This is a genomic window from Kribbella sp. NPDC051718, from assembly GCF_040681515.1.
Taxonomy (GTDB): Bacteria; Actinomycetota; Actinomycetes; order Propionibacteriales; family Kribbellaceae; genus Kribbella.
Map to the genome: position 1 here is coordinate 127,366 of NZ_JBFAYZ010000007.1, position 16,784 is coordinate 144,149.

Below are 16,784 nucleotides of genomic sequence, written 5' to 3' on the forward strand. Positions count from 1 at the left end.
GCTCAGGGCCGCCAGATCCAGTTCCGGCGGTCGTACCGGATCTCGAATCCTGCCCGGACCATGTTGTTGAGCGAGCTGTTCTTCTCGCCCTCGTCCGGCTTGCCGGTCTCCGCGCTGAACCACTTCACACCCGCAGCCACTGCCTTCTGCGCCCGCGCCGCCAGCAGCGCCGACTGCGCGCCCTTCCCGCGATGCTCCGGCAGCGTCGCCGCGCCACAGAACTCCGCCACCTCACCGGTGATCAGCACAGTCGCAGCGGCGACCAGTTCGTCACCTTCATAAGCCCCGTACGCCGTCCAGCCCGGCTGACCCACGACGCCCTTCGACATCGGCACCAGCAACTCCTCCGGCATCCCGAAGCCACGAGTCAGCACGGTCGCCCACAACTCGGCATCAACCGGCTCGATCTCGGCCACCCGCAACTCTGTCTCCGGCGCCGCAACCAGCCCCGCGGGCCGAGCAAGCTTCACCCAGGTACCGCCGCCCGTGATGCCTTCCTTCGCGCAGATGGCATCCCAATCAACTGGCAACACCGACGGCGCGATGTTCAACACCGCGATCGGGTTCCCGTTACCGCGGTAGAAATCGGTGACCGAGGCAACTACTTCAGCCGAGAGCGGCTCGCTGAAGCCAAAGCCGAGCGCCCGACTCCAGTAGTTCGTCGCATCATCCCGCACCGCCAGCGCCACCCCACCACCGATCCGCGCCGACGCCATCCCAAACCGCTCCATCACCTCCGGCGTCGCATACGTCTCATACCCCCAAACCGACTCAGCCTCGGCGGTCTCCAGCAGTTCGGTGATCCGGTCGTGCGACATCTCAGGCCCTCCAGGTCCAGGACTGCCGGTCGTACAGGTCCTTGAAACCGGCCCGGCGCATGTTGTCCAGGGACGGGTTCTGCTCGCCATCAGCCGGCTTGCCTGTTTCGGTGGAGATCCACTTGCAGCCGGCCTTGACCGCATCCTCCACTCGCAGGGCGATCAGCGCGGATTGTGCGCCGCGGCCGCGGTACTCCGGCAAGGTCGCCGCGCTCACGCATTCGCCGACTTCACCTCGGACGTACAGCCCGGCCGTCGCCACCAACTTGTCGCCGTCCCAGGCGGCGTACGGCTGAAAGTCCGGTACGTCGCACAGGGCGGCCAGCATCCCCCTCAACAGCCCGTCCCGGTCCGGCAGCCCGAAGCCGATCATCTGCGTCTCGACCCACGCCCGAACACTCTCGGAGTCCGCTCGATCGAGCGGCCCGATCCGCAACGACGACTCGGCCGCGGCGACCGGCGAGGCGTCGTGCAGCAGCTTCACGATCGTCCCGCCCGCTTCGAGGCCGTACGCCGCCCGGATAGCGTCCCAGTCCTCCGGCAACACGTCCGGCGCCAGATGGAAATGGGCGATCGGCGTCCCCGCGTCCCGGTAGAACGAGACCACCTCGCCGATCAGCTCAGCCGTCACCGGCCGGTCGAACCCGAACCCCTGCGCCCTGGACCAGTACTCCGACGGATCCTCCCGCACCGAGATCGCGACCCCACGCCCGAACCGCCGCCCGCTGATCCCGAGGCCGTCACGCACCGGCCCGTCGATCCCAGCGATTCCGAACATCAGCTCGGCCTCGACCACCTCGGCCAACTCCACGAGATTCATACTGCATACTTTAGCCAGCCGCCCCAGCCGGCCCCAGCCACCCGCGCCGCCTCAGCTGCTTGCCGACGACAACGGTCAGGCGACCGCCGGCACCTCGTCGGTGATCTGCGCGGCGTGCGCCTCCTCATACCCGGCCGCCGCCAGCCGGTCCAGCGTCCGCTCGAGCACCGCCGTGTCCTCCAGCGTCCGCACCTCGGTGATCTTCCCCCACCGCATCCGGACGAACTGATGAACCACGTTCTCGTACCGCGACCCGTCGACCACCCCGACCCGAACCGTCACCGCGGTTGCCACCCGGGTGTCCCACGGCCAGCCGGCCACCAGCACGTCCCGCACCTGGAAGGTTGTCTCCGGCAACAACCTGAAGCACCGCTCCCACCAGCGCCGGAGCGCCTCGTGGGTATGCCGCTCGCCACCCAGTGCATGATCGCCATAGAACCGATAGGTGAACTCCGGCGCCATCCCGGCCACCATCGCCTCCCAGTTGCCCGCGCTGATCTCCGCGAACGCCGCCCGCACCTTGCCCGCCACGATCCGGTGGTACATGCCGCTCTCCCCTCGTCGATGTGGTTCCGAGCCTAGGCTTAGTCAGTTCAATACAGCAACTGACTAAACTGATGACATGCGGAACACGAGCTTCGCCGAGATGCACTGCTCCCTCGCCCAGTCACTCGAGGTGATGGGCGACTGGTGGAGCCCACTGATCCTGCGCGACCTGTACCTGGGCCTCGACCGGTTCGACCAGTTCGTCACCGACCTGGGGATCTCCCGCAACCTGCTCACCGACCGGCTGGCCACACTCATCGACGCCGGGCTGGTCGCGCGTACGCCGTACCAGGAGAACCCGGTCCGGTACGCCTACTCCCTCACGCAACCCGGCCAGGAGCTGATCCCCGTCCTGATCGCCCTCACCGCCTGGGGCGACCGCTGGGCCACCCCACCCGCCGGCCAGCCGATCCGCTTCACCCACACCACCTGCGGCAAGCCGACCACTCCCACCATCTGCTGCTCCGAGTGCGGCGACCAACTCACCACCGCCAACACCACCCCCTCGCCCGGCCCCGGCGGCCGCACGGCTCCGGGCACGGCCCTCATCGCCACCGTCATGCAGACATGAAGAAAGCCCCGAAGATTTCTTCGGGGCTTACTCCAAGAACGGTCAGGCCGGGGAGACGATGTCCGGAGCTCCCAACCGCACCTTGTCGGCGGATTCGTCGTCGGGCTGGTCCTGCGAGTCGCGCTCGGACTGGACCCGCTGCTGGTAGAAGGAGACCTCGCGCTCGATCGTCTCCTCGTTCCAGCCGAGCACCGGAGCCATCAAGCGGGCTGCCGCCTCGGCTGCCTCCACCCCGCGGTCCCAGGCCTCGATCGAGATCCGGGTGCGGCGGGCGAGGATGTCGTCGAGGTGACGAGCGCCTTCGTTCGTGGCCCCGTAGACGACCTCGGCCTTGAGATAGTCCTGCGTGCCAGGCAGCTGCTCCCCCAGCGACGGGTCCTTCTCGACCAGCGCGAGCACCTCGTCGATGAGCGCGCCGTACCGGTTGAGCAGGTGCTCGATCCGGGCCACATGCAGCCCCGAGCGCTGCGCGATCAGGTGCCGCTGGTTCCACATCGCGTGGTACCCGTCGGCGCCGACCAGCGGCGTGTTCTTGGTGACCGACTTCGGCACCCGCCCGTCGAGGGCGTTGGCGGCCGCGTCGACCGCGTCCTTCGCCATCACCCGGTACGTCGTGTACTTGCCACCGGCAACCACCACGAGACCGGGGGCGGCGTGCGCGACGACATGCTCACGCGACAGCTTCGAGGTGCTCTCCGACTCCCCCGCCAGCAAGGGTCGGAGGCCGGCGTACACGCCCTCGACGTCTTCGCGGGTCAACGGCGTCACCAGCACTGCGTTCACGTGGTCGAGCAGGTAGTCGATGTCCTTGCTGGTCGCGGCCGGGTGGGCCTTGTCCAGGTTCCAGTCGGTGTCGGTGGTACCGATCAGCCAGTGCCGGCCCCACGGGATGATGAACAGCACGGACTTCTCGGTCCGCAGGATCATCCCGGTGCTGGACTGGATCCGGTCCTTCGGCACCACCAGGTGGATGCCCTTCGAGGCGCGCACGTGGTACTGCCCGCGCTCGCCGACCATCGCCTGGGTGTCGTCGGTCCACACGCCGGTCGCGTTGACGACCTGTTTGGCCCGTACCTCGAACTCGCGCCCGCTCTCCAGGTCCTTCGCCTGGACGCCGGTGACGCGCTCCCCCTGGCGCAGGAAGCCGGTCACCTTGACCCGGTTGGCGACATGCGCGCCGTACGACGCCGCAGTACGGGCCAGCTCCATCGTGTGACGGGCGTCGTCGACCTGCGCGTCGTAGTACTGCAGGGCGCCGATCAGTGCGGACTTCTTCAGCGACGGTGCCAGCCGCATCGCGCCGCGACGGGTCAGGTGCTTGTGGATCGGCAGGCCCGCGCCGAGACCCGAGCTGAGCGCCATCGCGTCGTACAGCGCCACACCCGAACCGGCGTAGAACCGCTCCCACCACCGGTGCTGCAGCGGGTAGAGGAACGGAACCGGCTTCACCAGGTGCGGTGCCAGGCGTTGCAGGAGCAGTCCACGCTCCTGCAACGCCTCGTGCACCAGACGGAAATCGAGCATCTCCAGGTAGCGCAAGCCACCGTGCACCAGCTTGCTGGACCGGCTGGAGGTACCGCTCGCGAAGTCACGAGCCTCCAGCAGCCCGGTGGTCAGGCCCCTGGTAGCGGCGTCGAGGGCCGACCCGGTGCCGACCACCCCGCCACCGATCACCAGGATGTCGAGCTCGCGGCCGTCGGCCATCGCGTCGATGGCCTCGGTCCTTGCCTGCGGTGACAGTGCCACTGCGCCCACTGTGCTGTTCCTTCCGTCGTCTCGCCTCTTACTACCTACAACGCCTACCGCGCTTGCCTTAGTCCACGTCCACCCAGTCGAGGGTGCGCTGGACGGCCTTCTCCCAGCCCTTGTACCCCTCGGCCCGCTGCTCGTCGTTCCACTCCGGGCTCCAGCGCTTGTCCTCGTTCCAGTTCTGCACCAGCTCGTCGGTGTTGTTCCAGAACCCCACCGCCAGGCCGGCCGCGTACGCCGCTCCGAGGGCCGTCGTCTCGGCCACCACCGGCTTGCTCACCGGTACGCCGAGGATGTCGGCCTGCATCTGCATGCAGAGCTCGTTCGCCGTCACTCCGCCGTCGACCTTGAGGACCTCCAGCTTGACGCCCGAGTCCTTCTCCATCGCGTCGGCGACGTCCTTGCTCTGGTAGCAGATCGCTTCCAGTGTTGCTCGCGCCAGGTGAGCGTTGGTGTTGAACCGGGACAGTCCGACGATCGCACCACGTGCATCGGACCGCCAGTAGGGCGCGAACAGGCCGGAGAACGCCGGTACGAAGTACACGCCGCCGTTGTCCGGTACCTGGCGGGCCAGTGTCTCGGTCTCGCTCGCACCGGAGATGATGCCGAGCTGGTCGCGCAACCACTGCACGGCCGACCCGGTGACCGCGATCGATCCCTCGAGCGCGTAGACCGGGGCCTCGTCACCGAACTTGTAGGCCATCGTGCTGAGCAGACCGGCCTTCGACCGGACCAGCTCGGTACCGGTGTTCAGCAGCATGAAGTTGCCGGTGCCGTAGGTGTTCTTGGCCTCGCCCGGGTTGAAGCAGACCTGGCCGACGGTGGCCGCCTGCTGGTCACCGAGGTCACCGGTCAGCGGTACTACGCCGCCCAGCGGCCCGTTGGCCAGCGTCTCGCCGTACTTGTTCGGGTCCGACGACGGCCGGATCTCCGGCAGCATCTGGCGGGGGATGTTGAAGAACGAGATCAGCTCGTCGTCCCACTCGAGCGTCTCCAGGTTCATCAGCATCGTGCGGCTGGCGTTGGTCACGTCGGTGACGTGGACGCCGCCCTCGGTACCGCCGGTGAGGTTCCACAGCAGCCAGCTGTCGGTGTTGCCGAAGACGGCGTCACCGGCCTCGGCGGCCTCGCGGACCCCGTCGACGTTCTCCAGGATCCACTGCACCTTGCCGGCCGAGAAGTACGTCGCCGGCGGCAGGCCGGCCTTCTGCCGGATCACGTCGCCCTTGCCCTCGCGCTCGAGTGCGGAGGCGATCCGGTCGGTCCGGGTGTCCTGCCAGACGATCGCGTTGTAGTACGGCCGGCCGGTCTTCTTGTTCCAGACCACCGCCGTCTCGCGCTGGTTGGTGATGCCGAGCGCCGCCAGGTCGCTCGCATGCAGCCCCTGGGCGTTCAGCGCGGTCCGGATGACCGAGCTGGTCCGCTCCCAGATCTCCACCGGGTTGTGCTCGACCCAGCCGGCCTGCGGCAGGATCTGCTCGTGCTCCAGCTGGTGCTTGCCCACCTCGTTGCCGGAGTGGTCGAAGATCATGAAGCGGGTGCTCGTGGTGCCCTGGTCGACGGCACCTACGAAGTCAGCCATGGAATTTCCTCTCCTCACGCTCGCGGGTCATGCGGTGGTGTTCTCTTCGGGGATCCGGCCCGGTTCCTCGTCCTCGTCGGAGATCGGCAGGTTGCGGCCGACCAGCAGGTCGTACAGGAACGCGCCGACCAGGGCGCCGATGATCGGTGCCACGATCGGCACCCAGAAATAGACGTCCCCGAACTGATCTTTCATCGCTCCCCCGTACCCGGTGAAGAACGACGCCAGCCGCGGGCCGAAGTCACGGGCCGGGTTGATCGCGTACCCGGCGTTGGTGCCCCACGCCATCCCGATGCCGACCACCAGCAGGCCGACGATCAGCGGCGCGAGGTTGGCCGCCGGGGAGGTGTTGCGCAGGTCGGTGATGGCCAGGATGACCATCATCAGGATCGCCGTACCGATGATCTGGTCCCGGAAGCCGCCCCACATGTGGACGCCGAGATCCATGCTGCCGTTGCCGGGCAGCGTCGAGAAGACGCCCTGGGTCTTGATCGTCAGGCCCGGGTCGACCTTGTGGAGTGCCTCGGTGTAGTTCCAGCGAACCACGAGCGCCGCCAGGAACGCTCCGAGGAACTGTGCCACCGAGTACGGCAGCACCTTCTTCCAGCTGAACCCGCGGAACGCCGCCAGCGCGATCGTCACCGCCGGATTCAGGTGCGCGCCGGTCATCCGGCCCGCCACGTAGATACCCAGTGTCACACCGAGTCCCCAGGCCCACGCGATGGAGTCGTGGTCCCCGATCCCGCCCGCGACCACCTGCGCGACGACGCCGCAGCCGAACAGGATCAGGATGAACGTACCGGCGAGCTCGGCGGAACACTCCCCCAGAAGGGTCTTCGCCTTGACCGCCTCGGTCGTAGCCATGCTTGATCTCCCTTCCACCCCGTGACGACCACGGAGAACTGGAATGTAGGAGCGTTAGCGAGGCGGCACAACGCCACTCGTTCGACATTGTCGAACGAGACCACTTTGCCACAGGTCTGCGGCAGCCGGGGCTGCGTACGACCTTCGGCGTACGGCGTGGCGGCGGTTCGCAGACCTTGGGGAGACGCCGGGAGCGGTGGCTGATTCCTAGCGTCGGAGCATGATCGAAATCCAGGGATTGACCAAGCGGTACGGCGGCGCGGCCGTCGTCGACGACCTGTCCTTCGCCGTCGGGCCGGGGCGGGTGACCGGGTTCCTCGGCCCGAACGGGGCCGGCAAGTCCACCACGCTGCGGATCCTCGTCGGGCTGGTCCGGGCGACCAGTGGGACGGCGACGATCGACGGTGTCCCGTACGCCGAGTTGCCCGATCCCCTGCGCCGGGTGGGCGCCCTACTTGAGGCGACGCCGGTGCAGCGTGGGCGTACGGCGTACCGGCAGTTGCTGGCGCTCGCGCAGACGCACGGGATCGGGACCAGCCGGGTGGAGGAGGTGCTCGAGCTGGTCGGGCTGAGCTCGGCCGCGGGACGGCAGGCGTCGGAGTACTCGCTGGGGATGCGGCAGCGGCTCGGGATCGCGGCGGCGTTGCTGGGTGAGCCGTCGACGCTGATCCTTGACGAGCCGACGAACGGACTGGACCCGGCCGGGGTCCACTGGCTGCGCAACCTGCTGCGCGCCCAGGCCGCGGAGGGGCGGACGGTACTGGTGTCGTCGCACCTGATCAGCGAGATGGCCCTGACCGCCGACCAGCTCGTGGTGGTCGGACGCGGGCGGTTGCTGGCCGACCTGCCGATGGCCGAGCTCACCTCCGGTCACGCCTCACTCGAAGCGGCCTACCTCCGGCTGACCGGCGACGCGGTCGAGTTCTCGGGAGGATCGCGATGACCTTCCAGCACGTACTCCGGTCCGAATGGACCAAACTGTCGTCGTCGAACTGGGCCGCGCTGATCGCGCTGCCCGTCGTGTTCAGCGCGCTTTCAGGCTGGATCGGGCATGCCAACCACGCGCAGGCGACCCCGGCGACCCTGAGCGTGGGTGGCGGCTTCCTGCTGTTCGCGGTGGCGATCGGGGTGTTCGGGCTGACCATGATGACCGGCGAGTTCCAGTCCGGGGTGATCCGGGCGACCTTTGCCGCGGTACCGCGGCGGCTGCCGGTGTTGTGGGCCAAGGCGATCGTCTTGGTCGTGGTGGCGACACCGGCCTTGCTCGTCGCGTACTTCGGCGCGTTCCTCACCTTCCAGGCGTTCACCGACAGCGCTTTCCGTCTCTCCCTGGGGGGTCCGGGGATCTTGCGGTCGTTGTTCGGAGCGGTCGGTGCGACCGTTGCTGCCGGGCTGATGGCGCTCGCGTTCGGGACGCTGCTGCGCAGTACTGCGGGCGCGCTGTCGGCGTACATCCTCCTGCTGGTCGTCCTGCCGTCGGTACTGATGTCCGCGCTGCCCGTGTCGTTCCAGGGCGCACTGCCGTACTTTCCCACCCTCGCGCTGCAGGGGATGTTCCGGAACACTTCGGAGGCGATGGTCCAGGTCGGCAGCGCACCGGACGTGATGCTCTCCCCCGGCGTCTCGAGCATGGTGGTTCTCGGCTGGGTCATCCTGTTGCTGGCGTGGGCCGCGGCGCTGCTCCGGCGCCGCGACGTCTGACACCGGAGGATCCGTTGAGAGACCGTTGGAGCATCCGTCCGCCACGGCTGGTGGACGCCTGCCTCACGGCACTGGTGGCGCTGATCGTGCTCCCGGCGACGGTAGGCGGCTCTACCGCGCCAGGAGCGATCGGATCGGGTCCGGGGATCGCCGGTGCCACGTGGGTCTTGTTCGCCGCAGTACATCTGCCGCTGATCTGGCGACGGCGCGCCCCGGTCCTCGTCTTCTGGTCGATCTTCGTCCTGGTCGGTCTCTGCGTCCTGCTGGATGTCGCTGGCGTCTACCTAGTCTTCGCCCCGCTGTTCGCCCTCTACGGCGTTGCCCGGTACGCCCGCCTGCTCCAGCTTTGGCCCGCGCTCGCAGCGGTGCTGACCTCGGTGGTCGTCGCGACCCTGACCAGCGACGGCCACCTGTCGACTCTGATCGGGATCTGCGCCATCGTCGCCGTCATCTGCCTGCTGGCGATCTCGCTCCGCCTGCGGGAGACGGCCGAGCAGGAACGGATCCGGCACCGGCAGCAGGAACTGGAGGCGCAGACGAGGATCGCGGTCGCGGCCGAGCGGACCCAGCTGGCCCGGGAGGTACATGACGTGGTGGCGCACAACCTGGCCGTCATGGTCGCGCTCGCCGACGGCGCGGCCGCGACGGCCGCGACCGATCCCGGCCAGGCGACCGAACTGATGCGGCAGTCGTCCACCACCGGGCGGGCAGCCCTGACCGACATGCGCCGGCTGGTCGGCGTACTGCGGGACGGTCAGTCGCTCTCCCCGCAGCCAGGCATCACCGACCTCATTGACCTCGTCGCCCAGGTCCGGGAGGCCGGGCTGTCCGTCGAACTCAGCGTCGGCGAACTCCGTGAAGCACTGTCGGCCGGCGTCGGCCTGGTCGTCTACCGGATCGTCCAGGAAGGCCTCACCAACACCCTGAAACACGCCGGCCCCACCGCCCGCGCAACGGTCCGCCTGCACCGCACCCCCGACGGGCTGGAACTCGACATCACCGACGACGGCGCCCACACACCGGCCTCCGCTCCGATCCCCGGCGGCCACGGCCTCCTCGGTATCACCGAACGCGCCACGGCCTACGGCGGTACGATCCGCGCCCTCCCGCTCCACCCGACCGGCTGGCACCTGCACGCCCACCTACCGCTCGATCCCAAGGTGCCGGCATGATCAGGATTCTTCTCGCCGACGACCAAGCCTTGCTCCGGCTCGGATTCCGCGCATTTCTCGGCCAGGAACCGGATCTCGAGGTGGTGGGCGAAGCCGGGAACGGTCAGGAAGCGGTCGCGCTGACCAGAACGCTCGCCCCCGACGTGGTCCTGATGGACATCCGAATGCCCGTCCTCGACGGCATCGAGGCAACCCGCCGAATCGTCGCCTCCGGCTCCCCTGCCAAGATCCTGGTCCTGACGACGTTCGACCTCGACGACTACGTGTACGCCGCCCTCCGAGCCGGCGCCTCCGGCTTCCTCATCAAAGACGCCCTCCCCGCCGACCTCATCAACGGCATCCGAATCGTCGCGGCCGGCGACGCGGCCGTCGCGCCGAACGTCACCCGCCGGCTGATCGAGAAGTTCGCCGACCACCTGCCGGCTCCCGGCGTACCGGCCTCCGATCCGCCGGCCGGCCTGACGCCCCGGGAACGCGAGATCCTGCTCGAGATCGCCCGCGGCCACTCCAACAAGGAGATCGGCCTGCACCTCCACCTGTCCGAGGCGACCGTGAAGGTCCACGTCGGCCGCCTGCTCACCAAGCTCGGTCTGCGCGACCGCGCCCAGGTCATCGTGCACGCCTACGAGACCGGCATCGTCCGCCCGGGGAGCTAACGACCCAACCATCCACCGGCTTCATCACGCCTTCACCGGTGACGATGCGACCGCCCGGGTGTGGCTGTGGCACGAGTTGATGCGGCTGGCACCGAGACAGCGGGCCGCGATCGTCCTGCGGTACTACGAGGACGTGCTTGCCGTCCTGCGGCGGTTCGCCGAGGAGAACTGAAAGAGTCCGGGACCATTTGGTCTCGGACTCTTCAGGTTCAGCTGGCCGTTGCTTTGCGGGGGGTGTCGGTGCCTGGCTGGTTTTCTGGGAAGTGGCAGGCCGTTTGGTGGCCGGGGGCTATCTGCAGGAGGGGTGGTTCTACCGTTTTGCAGATGTCCTGGGCTTTCCAGCAGCGGGTGTGGAAGCGGCAGGCCGGGGGTGGGTTGATCGGGCTGGGGACGTCGCCCTGGAGGCGGATGCGTTCCTGCTTGCCGCGGCGCTTGACGTCCGGGATCGGGACGGCCGACAAGAGAGCCAGGGTGTAGGGGTGCATCGGGGTTTCGTAGAGGTCGACCCGGTCGGCGATTTCTACGATCTTGCCCAGGTACATCACCGCTACCCGGTCCGAGACGTGCCGGACGACCGAGAGGTCGTGGGCGATCATCACGTACGTGAGGTCGAACTCGTTCTGCAGGTCCTCGAGGAGGTTGACGACCTGCGCCTGGATCGAGACGTCCAGGGCCGAGACGGGCTCGTCGGCGACGATCAGCTTGGGGCGCAGGGCCAGCGTGCGGGCGATGCCGATGCGCTGGCGCTGGCCGCCGGAGAACTCGTGCGGGTAGCGGTTGTAGTGCTCCGGGCTCAGACCGACCAGTTCGAGCAGCTCCTGGACGGCCTTCTTGGTGCCGCCCTCGGTCTTCACGTTCTGCAGCTTGAACGGTGCGCCGACGATCTTGCCGACCGTGTGCCGCGGGTTCAGCGAACCGTACGGGTCCTGGAAGATCATCTGGATGTCTTTGCGCAGCGGCCGGATCTTGCCCTCGGACATGTGCGAGATGTCCCGGCCGTCGAAGACGATCTTGCCGTCGGTCGGCTCGAGCAGCCGGGTGAGCAGCCGGCCGGTGGTGGTCTTGCCACACCCCGACTCCCCCACCAGGGAGAGCGTCTCGCCCTTCCGGACGGTGAAGTCGAGGCCGTCGACGGCCTGGACCGCGCCGACCTGGCGCTGCAGCAGGCCGCGCCGGATCGGGAAGTGCTTGGTCAGGTTCGTCACCGAGAGCAGGTCTTCGCCGTCTGCCGGGGCAGGCGTCACCGGTTCGGTTTCAGCAGTAGTCACAGTGGGTTGCTCCGTCACAGCTTCGGCTTGATCTCGGTGTCCCAGATCTTCTGGCGTTGTCCCGGCGACAGGTGGCAGGCCACCTTGTGCCCGGCTCCGATGTCCAGAAGCTCCGGCCGATCGGTCTCACTCGCGCCCTCGTTCAGCGAGGCGTAGTTGCAGCGCGGGTTGAACGCACACCCGGACGGCACGTTGATGAGACTGGGCGGCGAGCCCTTGATCGGGATGAGGCGCTCGGTCCGTTCCCGGTCGATCCGCGGCATCGAGCCGAGCAGACCCCAGGTGTAGGGGTGCTGCGGCCGCTCGAAGATGTCCTCGGCCGTGCCGTACTCGATCGCGCGGCCGGCGTACATCACCTGGATGTCGTCGGCCAGCTCGGCCACCACGCCCAGGTCGTGGGTGATGATGATGACGGCCGAGTTGAACTCGCGCTGCAGGTCCCGGATCAGGTCCAGGATCTGCGCCTGCACGGTGACGTCGAGCGCGGTGGTCGGCTCGTCGGCGATCAGCAGGTCGGGGTCGCAGGACAGCGCCATCGCGATCATCGCGCGCTGCCGCATCCCGCCGGAGAACTGGTGCGGGTAGGCGTCGACGCGCTTGTCCGGCTGCGGGATGCCGACCCGGTCGAGCATCTCGATCGCGTGCTTGCGGGCGACCTGCTTGGTCACCTTGTTGTGCACCCGGTAGGCCTCGATGATCTGGTGGCCGACCGTGTAGTACGGGTGCATCGCCGACAGCGGGTCCTGGAAGATCATCGCCATCCGCTTGCCGCGCAACTGCCGGACCTCCTCGGGAGTGGCGTTCACCAGCTCCATCCCGTCCAGGATGATCTCACCGGAGATCTGCGCCGTGCCGCGCTTGTGCAGGCCCATCACCGACAGGCTGGTGACGCTCTTGCCGGAGCCCGACTCGCCCACGATGCCGAGCGTCTTGCCCCGGTCGACCGAGAAGGACAGACCGTCGACCGACTTGACCAGGCCGTCGTCGGTCGGGAAATGCACCTTGAGATCCCGCACCTGCAGGAACGGTTCGGTAGTCACTTGGCTCGCACCCTCGGGTCGATGACGGCGTACAAGAGGTCCACGATCAGGTTCGCGAACACGATGAAGACGGTCGCGACCAGCACCACGCCCATCACCTTCGGCATGTCCTGGTCGCTGATCGCGGTGACCGCGTACATGCCCAGACCGTTGATGCTGAACACCTTCTCGGTCAGCACCGCACCACCGATCAGCAGGCCGAAGTCCAGGCCGAAGATGGTCAGGATCGGGGTCAGCGCGCCGCGCAGCCCGTGCTTGACCACCACATCACGCTCGACCAGGCCCTTGGCCCGGGCGGTCCGGATGTAGTCCTCGTTCATCGTCTCGAGCATGCCCGCGCGGGTCAGCCGGGCGTACTGCGCGGAGAACAGGAAGGCCAGCGTGATCCAGGGCAGGAACAGCCCCTGGGCCCATTCGACCGGGTTCTGGGTGAACGGTACGTACGACCCGCCACCCTTGAAGATCTGTAACTGGTAGGCGAAGATCGCCAGCGCCATCAGGCCGGTCCAGAAGATCGGCATCGAGACGCCGGCCAGGGCGACCGTCATCGCCGCCCGGTCGAAGATCGAGCCTCGTTTCAGCGCCGACAGCACACCGGTACCGATACCGCTGAGCAGCCACAGCACCGCGGCGCCGATGGCCAGCGAGAACGTGACGGGTATTCGGTCCAGCAGATCCGGCCAGACCGGTGCCCGGTTGATGAAGGAGTAGCCGAGGCAGGGGGCCGGGCAGTGGTCGACCGACGTCCCCATGTCGTAGTCCGCGCCCGCCACGAGGCCCTTCGCCCAGTGCCAGTACTGCACCGCGATCGGGTCGGTGAACCCGAGCCGCACCGCAGTCGCGTGCACCGTGTCGGCCGTTGCGGTTCGCCCGACGTACCGGGCCGCCATCGTGTCCGGTCCGGCACCCGCGATCCGCGGCACCAGGAAGAAGATGGCGAAGGTGATGATGCTGATGACGAACAGCAGTCCGACTGCGGCGATCAGGCGCCTGATGATGTATGTGACCACTACCGATGGCGCCGGTGGCCGGTCCGGCGGATTCCGCCGGACCGGCCACCTTCTGCCTTCACCTACCTAACAGGTTTTGAATGCTGACTTACGAGTGGCCGAGATTCAGGTAGTCGTACATTCCGTACTGCGCGTTGACGAAGACGTTCGTCAGGTTCTTGCTGCGCAGCAGCAGGCTCTTGGCCCACACACCCGGGTAGACGACAGCCTGCTCCATCACGAGCTTGTCGATCTGGCCCCAGTAGGCCTCGCGCTTGGTCTTGTCCAGCTCGTTCTGCGCGGCGTCGAGCATCTTGTCGACCTCGGGGATCCGGACGCTGGTGTTGGACGAACCACCGGTGTCGCGGATGACGCGGGAGTCGAAGATCTGCGACTCGAAGCCGAAGCCGTCGTTCCAGTCCGCACCCCAGCCGTTGACGGCCAGACCCAGGTTGTTCTTGACCACGTACGGCGGGTTGCCGGCGTAGGTCGAGAAGTAGTCCTTGCGCGGGTAGCCCTTCGGGGTCAGCTTGATGCCGATCTTGGCCAACTGCTGCTGGAACGCCTCGGCGGCCGCCTTCTCCTTCGGACGCTCGATCCGGTAGGAGATCTGGGTCGAGAAGCCGTTCGGCATACCGCACTTGGTCAGTGCTTCCTTGGCCTTGGCCAGGTCGCCCTTGCCGTCCGGGGTCGGGAACGCGTCGTTCTCGGCGTAGCCCGGGATGATCGGGGGCAGCATGCTGCTGGCCAGGTCACCACCGGCGAACGCGCCGCCGTAAGCGGTCTGGTAGGCCGTCTTGTCCATCCCGTACATGACCGCCTTGCGGCACTCGATGTTGTCGAACGGCTTCACCGTCGGGTTGATCGAGGTGTACCAGGTCCGGGCCAGCGTCGGGTTGTCCGCGCGCGCCTTCAGGTCCGGGTTGCTCAGCACCCGGCTCTGGCTGGCGGTGGTGACACCGGTTCCGGTGATCGCGATGTCGAGGTCGCCGGAGGTGATCCGGTTGTCGATGTCCTCGGCGTTGACGTTCATCTGGACCTGGAAGCCGTCCGGCAGCGCCTTACGGTTCTTGTCCGTGTCGGCGCTCCAGTTCGGGTTCCGGACGAGCGTGTAGCTCTTGCCCTCCTGGTAGTCGGAGAACATGTAGGGACCGGAGGAGATCGGGTGTTCCTTGTACTTCGCGCCGGTGTCCTTCGCGGCCGGGGCCGGAGCACCCTGCGGCGTGGTCAGCACGTAGTCGAAGCCGGAGAACGGCTTCTTCAGGTGGAACACGATCGTGTAGTCGTCCGGCGTGGTGATCGCCGAGTCGACGTTCATGCCCTTGGACTTGTACGGACCCTTGTAGGCGGCCGGCCAGTCGAGCATGTCGTTGAAGTACGTCGGGCCGTCGGGGTAGATCTCCTTGTCGAAGGAGCGCTCGACACCGTACTTGACGTCCTGCGCCTTGATCTCGGCGCCGTCCTCGAACTTGACACCCTTGCGGATCTTGTAGGTCCAGGTCTTGCCCTGGTCCTCGGTCTTGCCCAGCGTCTCGGCCAGGTCCGGGACCACGTTGTCGCTGGTCTTGCCCGGGCCGACCTCGAACATGGTCAGCGTCCGCACATAGTTACGGACCATGTTCCACTGGCTGCCGTAGTAGGTGTCGGCCGGGTCGGTGGAGTCCGGCACGCTCTCGTCGGCGATCTTGATGATGCCGCCCTTCTTGTCAGAAGGGTTGAACACCTTTTCGAGACCGGCGTTGAACTCCGCCTTGGTCGTCCCAGAACCTCCGCCCGAGGTGTTGTCGGAGCCGCCGCCACAGGCCGAAAGGCCGAGAGCGAGCACTGCTGCCGCGGCGATCGCCGTTCGCAGTCGTCTGGTGTTCATCGTTTCCGATCCACCCCTTCTTCCATCTTCTACTCAGCCTCGGCGAAACTGCCGGGAGCTATTTGACCGGTTGGTTCTTGTGGCTCATCGGGACCGCGGGTCGAGCGCGTCCCGTAGCCCGTCACCGAACAGGTTGAAGGCCAGCACGGTGATGAAGATCGCCATGCCCGGCCAGAACATGAAGTACGGCATCGTGTAGTACGCCACGGCCTCGGACAGCATGCCGCCCCAGGTGGCCAGCGGCGCGTTCACGCCGACGCCGAGGAACGACAGCGCCGCCTCGAACAGGATGTTGGTCGGGATGATCAGCGTCGAGTAGACGAGGATCGGGCCGATCAGGTTCGGCAGCAGCTCGGTGAACAGGATGTACGGCCGGCGCGCGCCCAGGCTGCGGGCGGCGTCGACGAACTCGCGTTCGCGCAACGACAGCGTCTGGCCACGGACGATCCGGCCGATGTAGGGCCAGTTGAAGAAGCCGACCAGGAAGATCAGCAGCGCGATCCGCAGGCCGTTGCCCTTCAGGCCGAACGCCTCGTCCGGCATCACGCCGGCCAGCGCCAGCGCGAAGACGATCAGCGGGAAGGCCAGGAACATGTCCATCAGCCGGCTGATCAGCGCGTCCACCCAGCCGCCGAAGAAGCCGGCGATGATGCCCATCGTGGTCCCGATCGCCACCGACAGCAGAGTGGCCAGGAAGGCGATCAGCAGCGAGACCCGGGCGCCGTAGACGACCCGGGAGAAGATGTCGCGGCCCTTCTCCGGCTCGATCCCCATCGGGTGCTCCCAGGAGATGCCGCCGAACTTGCCGAGCGGGGCCAGCGTGCCGCCCTTGGTGTCGATCAGGTCCTGGTGGTACAGGTTCGGCGACTGACCGATCGCCTTGCAGATCAGCGGGGCGAAGATCGCCACCAGCATGAGCAGGATCACCACGACCGCGCCGGCCACCGCGACCTTGTCGCGCTTGAGCCGCCGCCAGGCGATCTGGCCGAGCGAGCGCCCCTCGATCTTGCCGGCACCCGTGAGGACGGCCTCAGGATCTGTTCCCGTCGCACCGGGCTCGGCCCCGAGTGGTGTGGTCACGCGTCGTGTTCCCCTGCCTGAAAGTCGTCGGACCGGCCGAAAGAGAAAAGCCGGTATGGCT

Annotated in this window: 16 protein-coding genes; 5 read left to right on the plus strand and 11 right to left on the minus strand. The window is 67.5% G+C overall.

Annotated features, from left to right (window positions below):
* Positions 1-2 precede the first annotated feature (2 nt).
* The 3 genes from AB0M15_RS25970 to AB0M15_RS25980 all read right to left on the minus strand — a co-directional run bounded on the left by AB0M15_RS25970 (position 3) and on the right by AB0M15_RS25980 (position 2,184).
* Positions 3-818 (minus strand): GNAT family N-acetyltransferase, encoded by an 816-nt coding sequence (locus AB0M15_RS25970; protein ID WP_363824036.1) that lies wholly within the window; start codon positions 816-818, stop codon positions 3-5.
* A 1-nt stretch (position 819) separates the two neighbouring features.
* A complete protein-coding gene (locus AB0M15_RS25975) occupies positions 820-1,638 on the minus strand; it encodes a GNAT family N-acetyltransferase (protein ID WP_363824037.1) in 819 nt (272 codons plus the stop codon).
* A 75-nt stretch (positions 1,639-1,713) separates the two neighbouring features.
* The gene (locus AB0M15_RS25980; protein WP_363824038.1) at positions 1,714-2,184 is read right to left on the minus strand and encodes a nuclear transport factor 2 family protein; all 471 of its coding nucleotides are present in this window, start codon (positions 2,182-2,184) and stop codon (positions 1,714-1,716) included.
* A gap of 76 nt (positions 2,185-2,260) precedes the next feature.
* Between AB0M15_RS25980 and AB0M15_RS25985 the strand changes: the two genes are divergently transcribed.
* The gene (locus AB0M15_RS25985) at positions 2,261-2,755 is read left to right on the plus strand and encodes a helix-turn-helix domain-containing protein (protein ID WP_363824039.1); all 495 of its coding nucleotides are present in this window, start codon (positions 2,261-2,263) and stop codon (positions 2,753-2,755) included.
* A 42-nt stretch (positions 2,756-2,797) separates the two neighbouring features.
* Here the strand turns inward: AB0M15_RS25985 and AB0M15_RS25990 are convergent, their stop codons facing one another.
* Genes AB0M15_RS25990 through AB0M15_RS26000 form a run of 3 tightly spaced genes read right to left on the minus strand, consistent with a single transcriptional unit; the run spans position 2,798 to position 6,950 of the window.
* On the minus strand, positions 2,798-4,510 hold the full coding sequence (locus tag AB0M15_RS25990) for a glycerol-3-phosphate dehydrogenase/oxidase (RefSeq protein WP_363824040.1): 1,713 nt from the start codon (positions 4,508-4,510) through the stop codon (positions 2,798-2,800).
* Positions 4,511-4,568: 58 nt separating this feature from the next.
* The gene (gene glpK, locus AB0M15_RS25995; protein ID WP_363824041.1) at positions 4,569-6,086 is read right to left on the minus strand and encodes a glycerol kinase GlpK; all 1,518 of its coding nucleotides are present in this window, start codon (positions 6,084-6,086) and stop codon (positions 4,569-4,571) included.
* Between the two features lie 27 nt (positions 6,087-6,113).
* Positions 6,114-6,950, minus strand: a complete 837-nt coding sequence (locus AB0M15_RS26000; protein ID WP_363824042.1) for an MIP/aquaporin family protein — start codon at positions 6,948-6,950, stop codon at positions 6,114-6,116.
* 220 nt (positions 6,951-7,170) lie between these two features.
* On the opposite strand from AB0M15_RS26000, the gene AB0M15_RS26005 reads away from it, so the two are divergent.
* The 4 genes from AB0M15_RS26005 to AB0M15_RS26020 are packed head-to-tail and all read left to right on the plus strand — an operon-like array spanning position 7,171 to position 10,479.
* Positions 7,171-7,893, plus strand: coding sequence for an ATP-binding cassette domain-containing protein (locus AB0M15_RS26005; protein WP_363824043.1), 723 nt, complete (start codon positions 7,171-7,173; stop codon positions 7,891-7,893).
* Positions 7,890-8,651, plus strand: a complete 762-nt coding sequence (locus AB0M15_RS26010; protein WP_363824044.1) for a hypothetical protein — start codon at positions 7,890-7,892, stop codon at positions 8,649-8,651. Before AB0M15_RS26005 ends, AB0M15_RS26010 begins: the two co-directional genes overlap by 4 nt.
* Before the next feature lie 14 nt (positions 8,652-8,665).
* The gene (locus AB0M15_RS26015; RefSeq protein WP_363824045.1) at positions 8,666-9,823 is read left to right on the plus strand and encodes a sensor histidine kinase; all 1,158 of its coding nucleotides are present in this window, start codon (positions 8,666-8,668) and stop codon (positions 9,821-9,823) included.
* The gene (locus tag AB0M15_RS26020; protein ID WP_363824046.1) at positions 9,820-10,479 is read left to right on the plus strand and encodes a response regulator transcription factor; all 660 of its coding nucleotides are present in this window, start codon (positions 9,820-9,822) and stop codon (positions 10,477-10,479) included. Before AB0M15_RS26015 ends, AB0M15_RS26020 begins: the two co-directional genes overlap by 4 nt.
* Positions 10,480-10,688: 209 nt before the next feature.
* On the opposite strand, the gene AB0M15_RS26025 is transcribed toward AB0M15_RS26020, so the two are convergent.
* The 5 genes from AB0M15_RS26025 to AB0M15_RS26045 all read right to left on the minus strand — a co-directional run bounded on the left by AB0M15_RS26025 (position 10,689) and on the right by AB0M15_RS26045 (position 16,723).
* Positions 10,689-11,747 (minus strand): dipeptide ABC transporter ATP-binding protein, encoded by a 1,059-nt coding sequence (locus AB0M15_RS26025; protein WP_363824047.1) that lies wholly within the window; start codon positions 11,745-11,747, stop codon positions 10,689-10,691.
* Between the two features lie 14 nt (positions 11,748-11,761).
* Entirely contained in the window at positions 11,762-12,787 is a 1,026-nt protein-coding gene (locus AB0M15_RS26030) for an ABC transporter ATP-binding protein (protein ID WP_363824048.1), read from the minus strand.
* Positions 12,784-13,797, minus strand: coding sequence for an ABC transporter permease (locus tag AB0M15_RS26035; RefSeq protein WP_363824049.1), 1,014 nt, complete (start codon positions 13,795-13,797; stop codon positions 12,784-12,786). Before AB0M15_RS26035 ends, AB0M15_RS26030 begins: the two co-directional genes overlap by 4 nt.
* Positions 13,798-13,885: 88 nt before the next feature.
* Positions 13,886-15,643 carry an ABC transporter substrate-binding protein gene (locus AB0M15_RS26040; protein WP_363824050.1) on the minus strand — a complete coding sequence of 586 codons (1,758 nt, stop codon included), beginning with the start codon at positions 15,641-15,643 and terminating at the stop codon, positions 13,886-13,888.
* Positions 15,644-15,727: 84 nt separating this feature from the next.
* Positions 15,728-16,723: an ABC transporter permease gene (locus AB0M15_RS26045; protein WP_363824051.1), complete on the minus strand. Its 996-nt coding sequence runs from the start codon at positions 16,721-16,723 to the stop codon at positions 15,728-15,730.
* Positions 16,724-16,784 lie beyond the last annotated feature (61 nt).

Bases quoted from the DNA above. Each gene is read 5' to 3' on its own strand.
- AB0M15_RS25980 (WP_363824038.1), bottom strand. From the start codon at position 2,184: ATGTACCACCGGATCGTGGCGGGCAAGGTGCGGGCGGCGTTCGCGGAG.
- glpK (WP_363824041.1), bottom strand. From the start codon at position 6,086: ATGGCTGACTTCGTAGGTGCCGTCGACCAGGGCACCACGAGCACCCGC.
- AB0M15_RS26000 (WP_363824042.1), bottom strand. From the start codon at position 6,950: ATGGCTACGACCGAGGCGGTCAAGGCGAAGACCCTTCTGGGGGAGTGT.
- AB0M15_RS26020 (WP_363824046.1), top strand. From the start codon at position 9,820: ATGATCAGGATTCTTCTCGCCGACGACCAAGCCTTGCTCCGGCTCGGA.
- AB0M15_RS25975 (WP_363824037.1), bottom strand. From the start codon at position 1,638: ATGAATCTCGTGGAGTTGGCCGAGGTGGTCGAGGCCGAGCTGATGTTC.
- AB0M15_RS26040 (WP_363824050.1), bottom strand. From the start codon at position 15,643: ATGAACACCAGACGACTGCGAACGGCGATCGCCGCGGCAGCAGTGCTC.
- AB0M15_RS25985 (WP_363824039.1), top strand. From the start codon at position 2,261: ATGCGGAACACGAGCTTCGCCGAGATGCACTGCTCCCTCGCCCAGTCA.
- AB0M15_RS25970 (WP_363824036.1), bottom strand. From the start codon at position 818: ATGTCGCACGACCGGATCACCGAACTGCTGGAGACCGCCGAGGCTGAG.
- AB0M15_RS26005 (WP_363824043.1), top strand. From the start codon at position 7,171: ATGATCGAAATCCAGGGATTGACCAAGCGGTACGGCGGCGCGGCCGTC.
- AB0M15_RS26010 (WP_363824044.1), top strand. From the start codon at position 7,890: ATGACCTTCCAGCACGTACTCCGGTCCGAATGGACCAAACTGTCGTCG.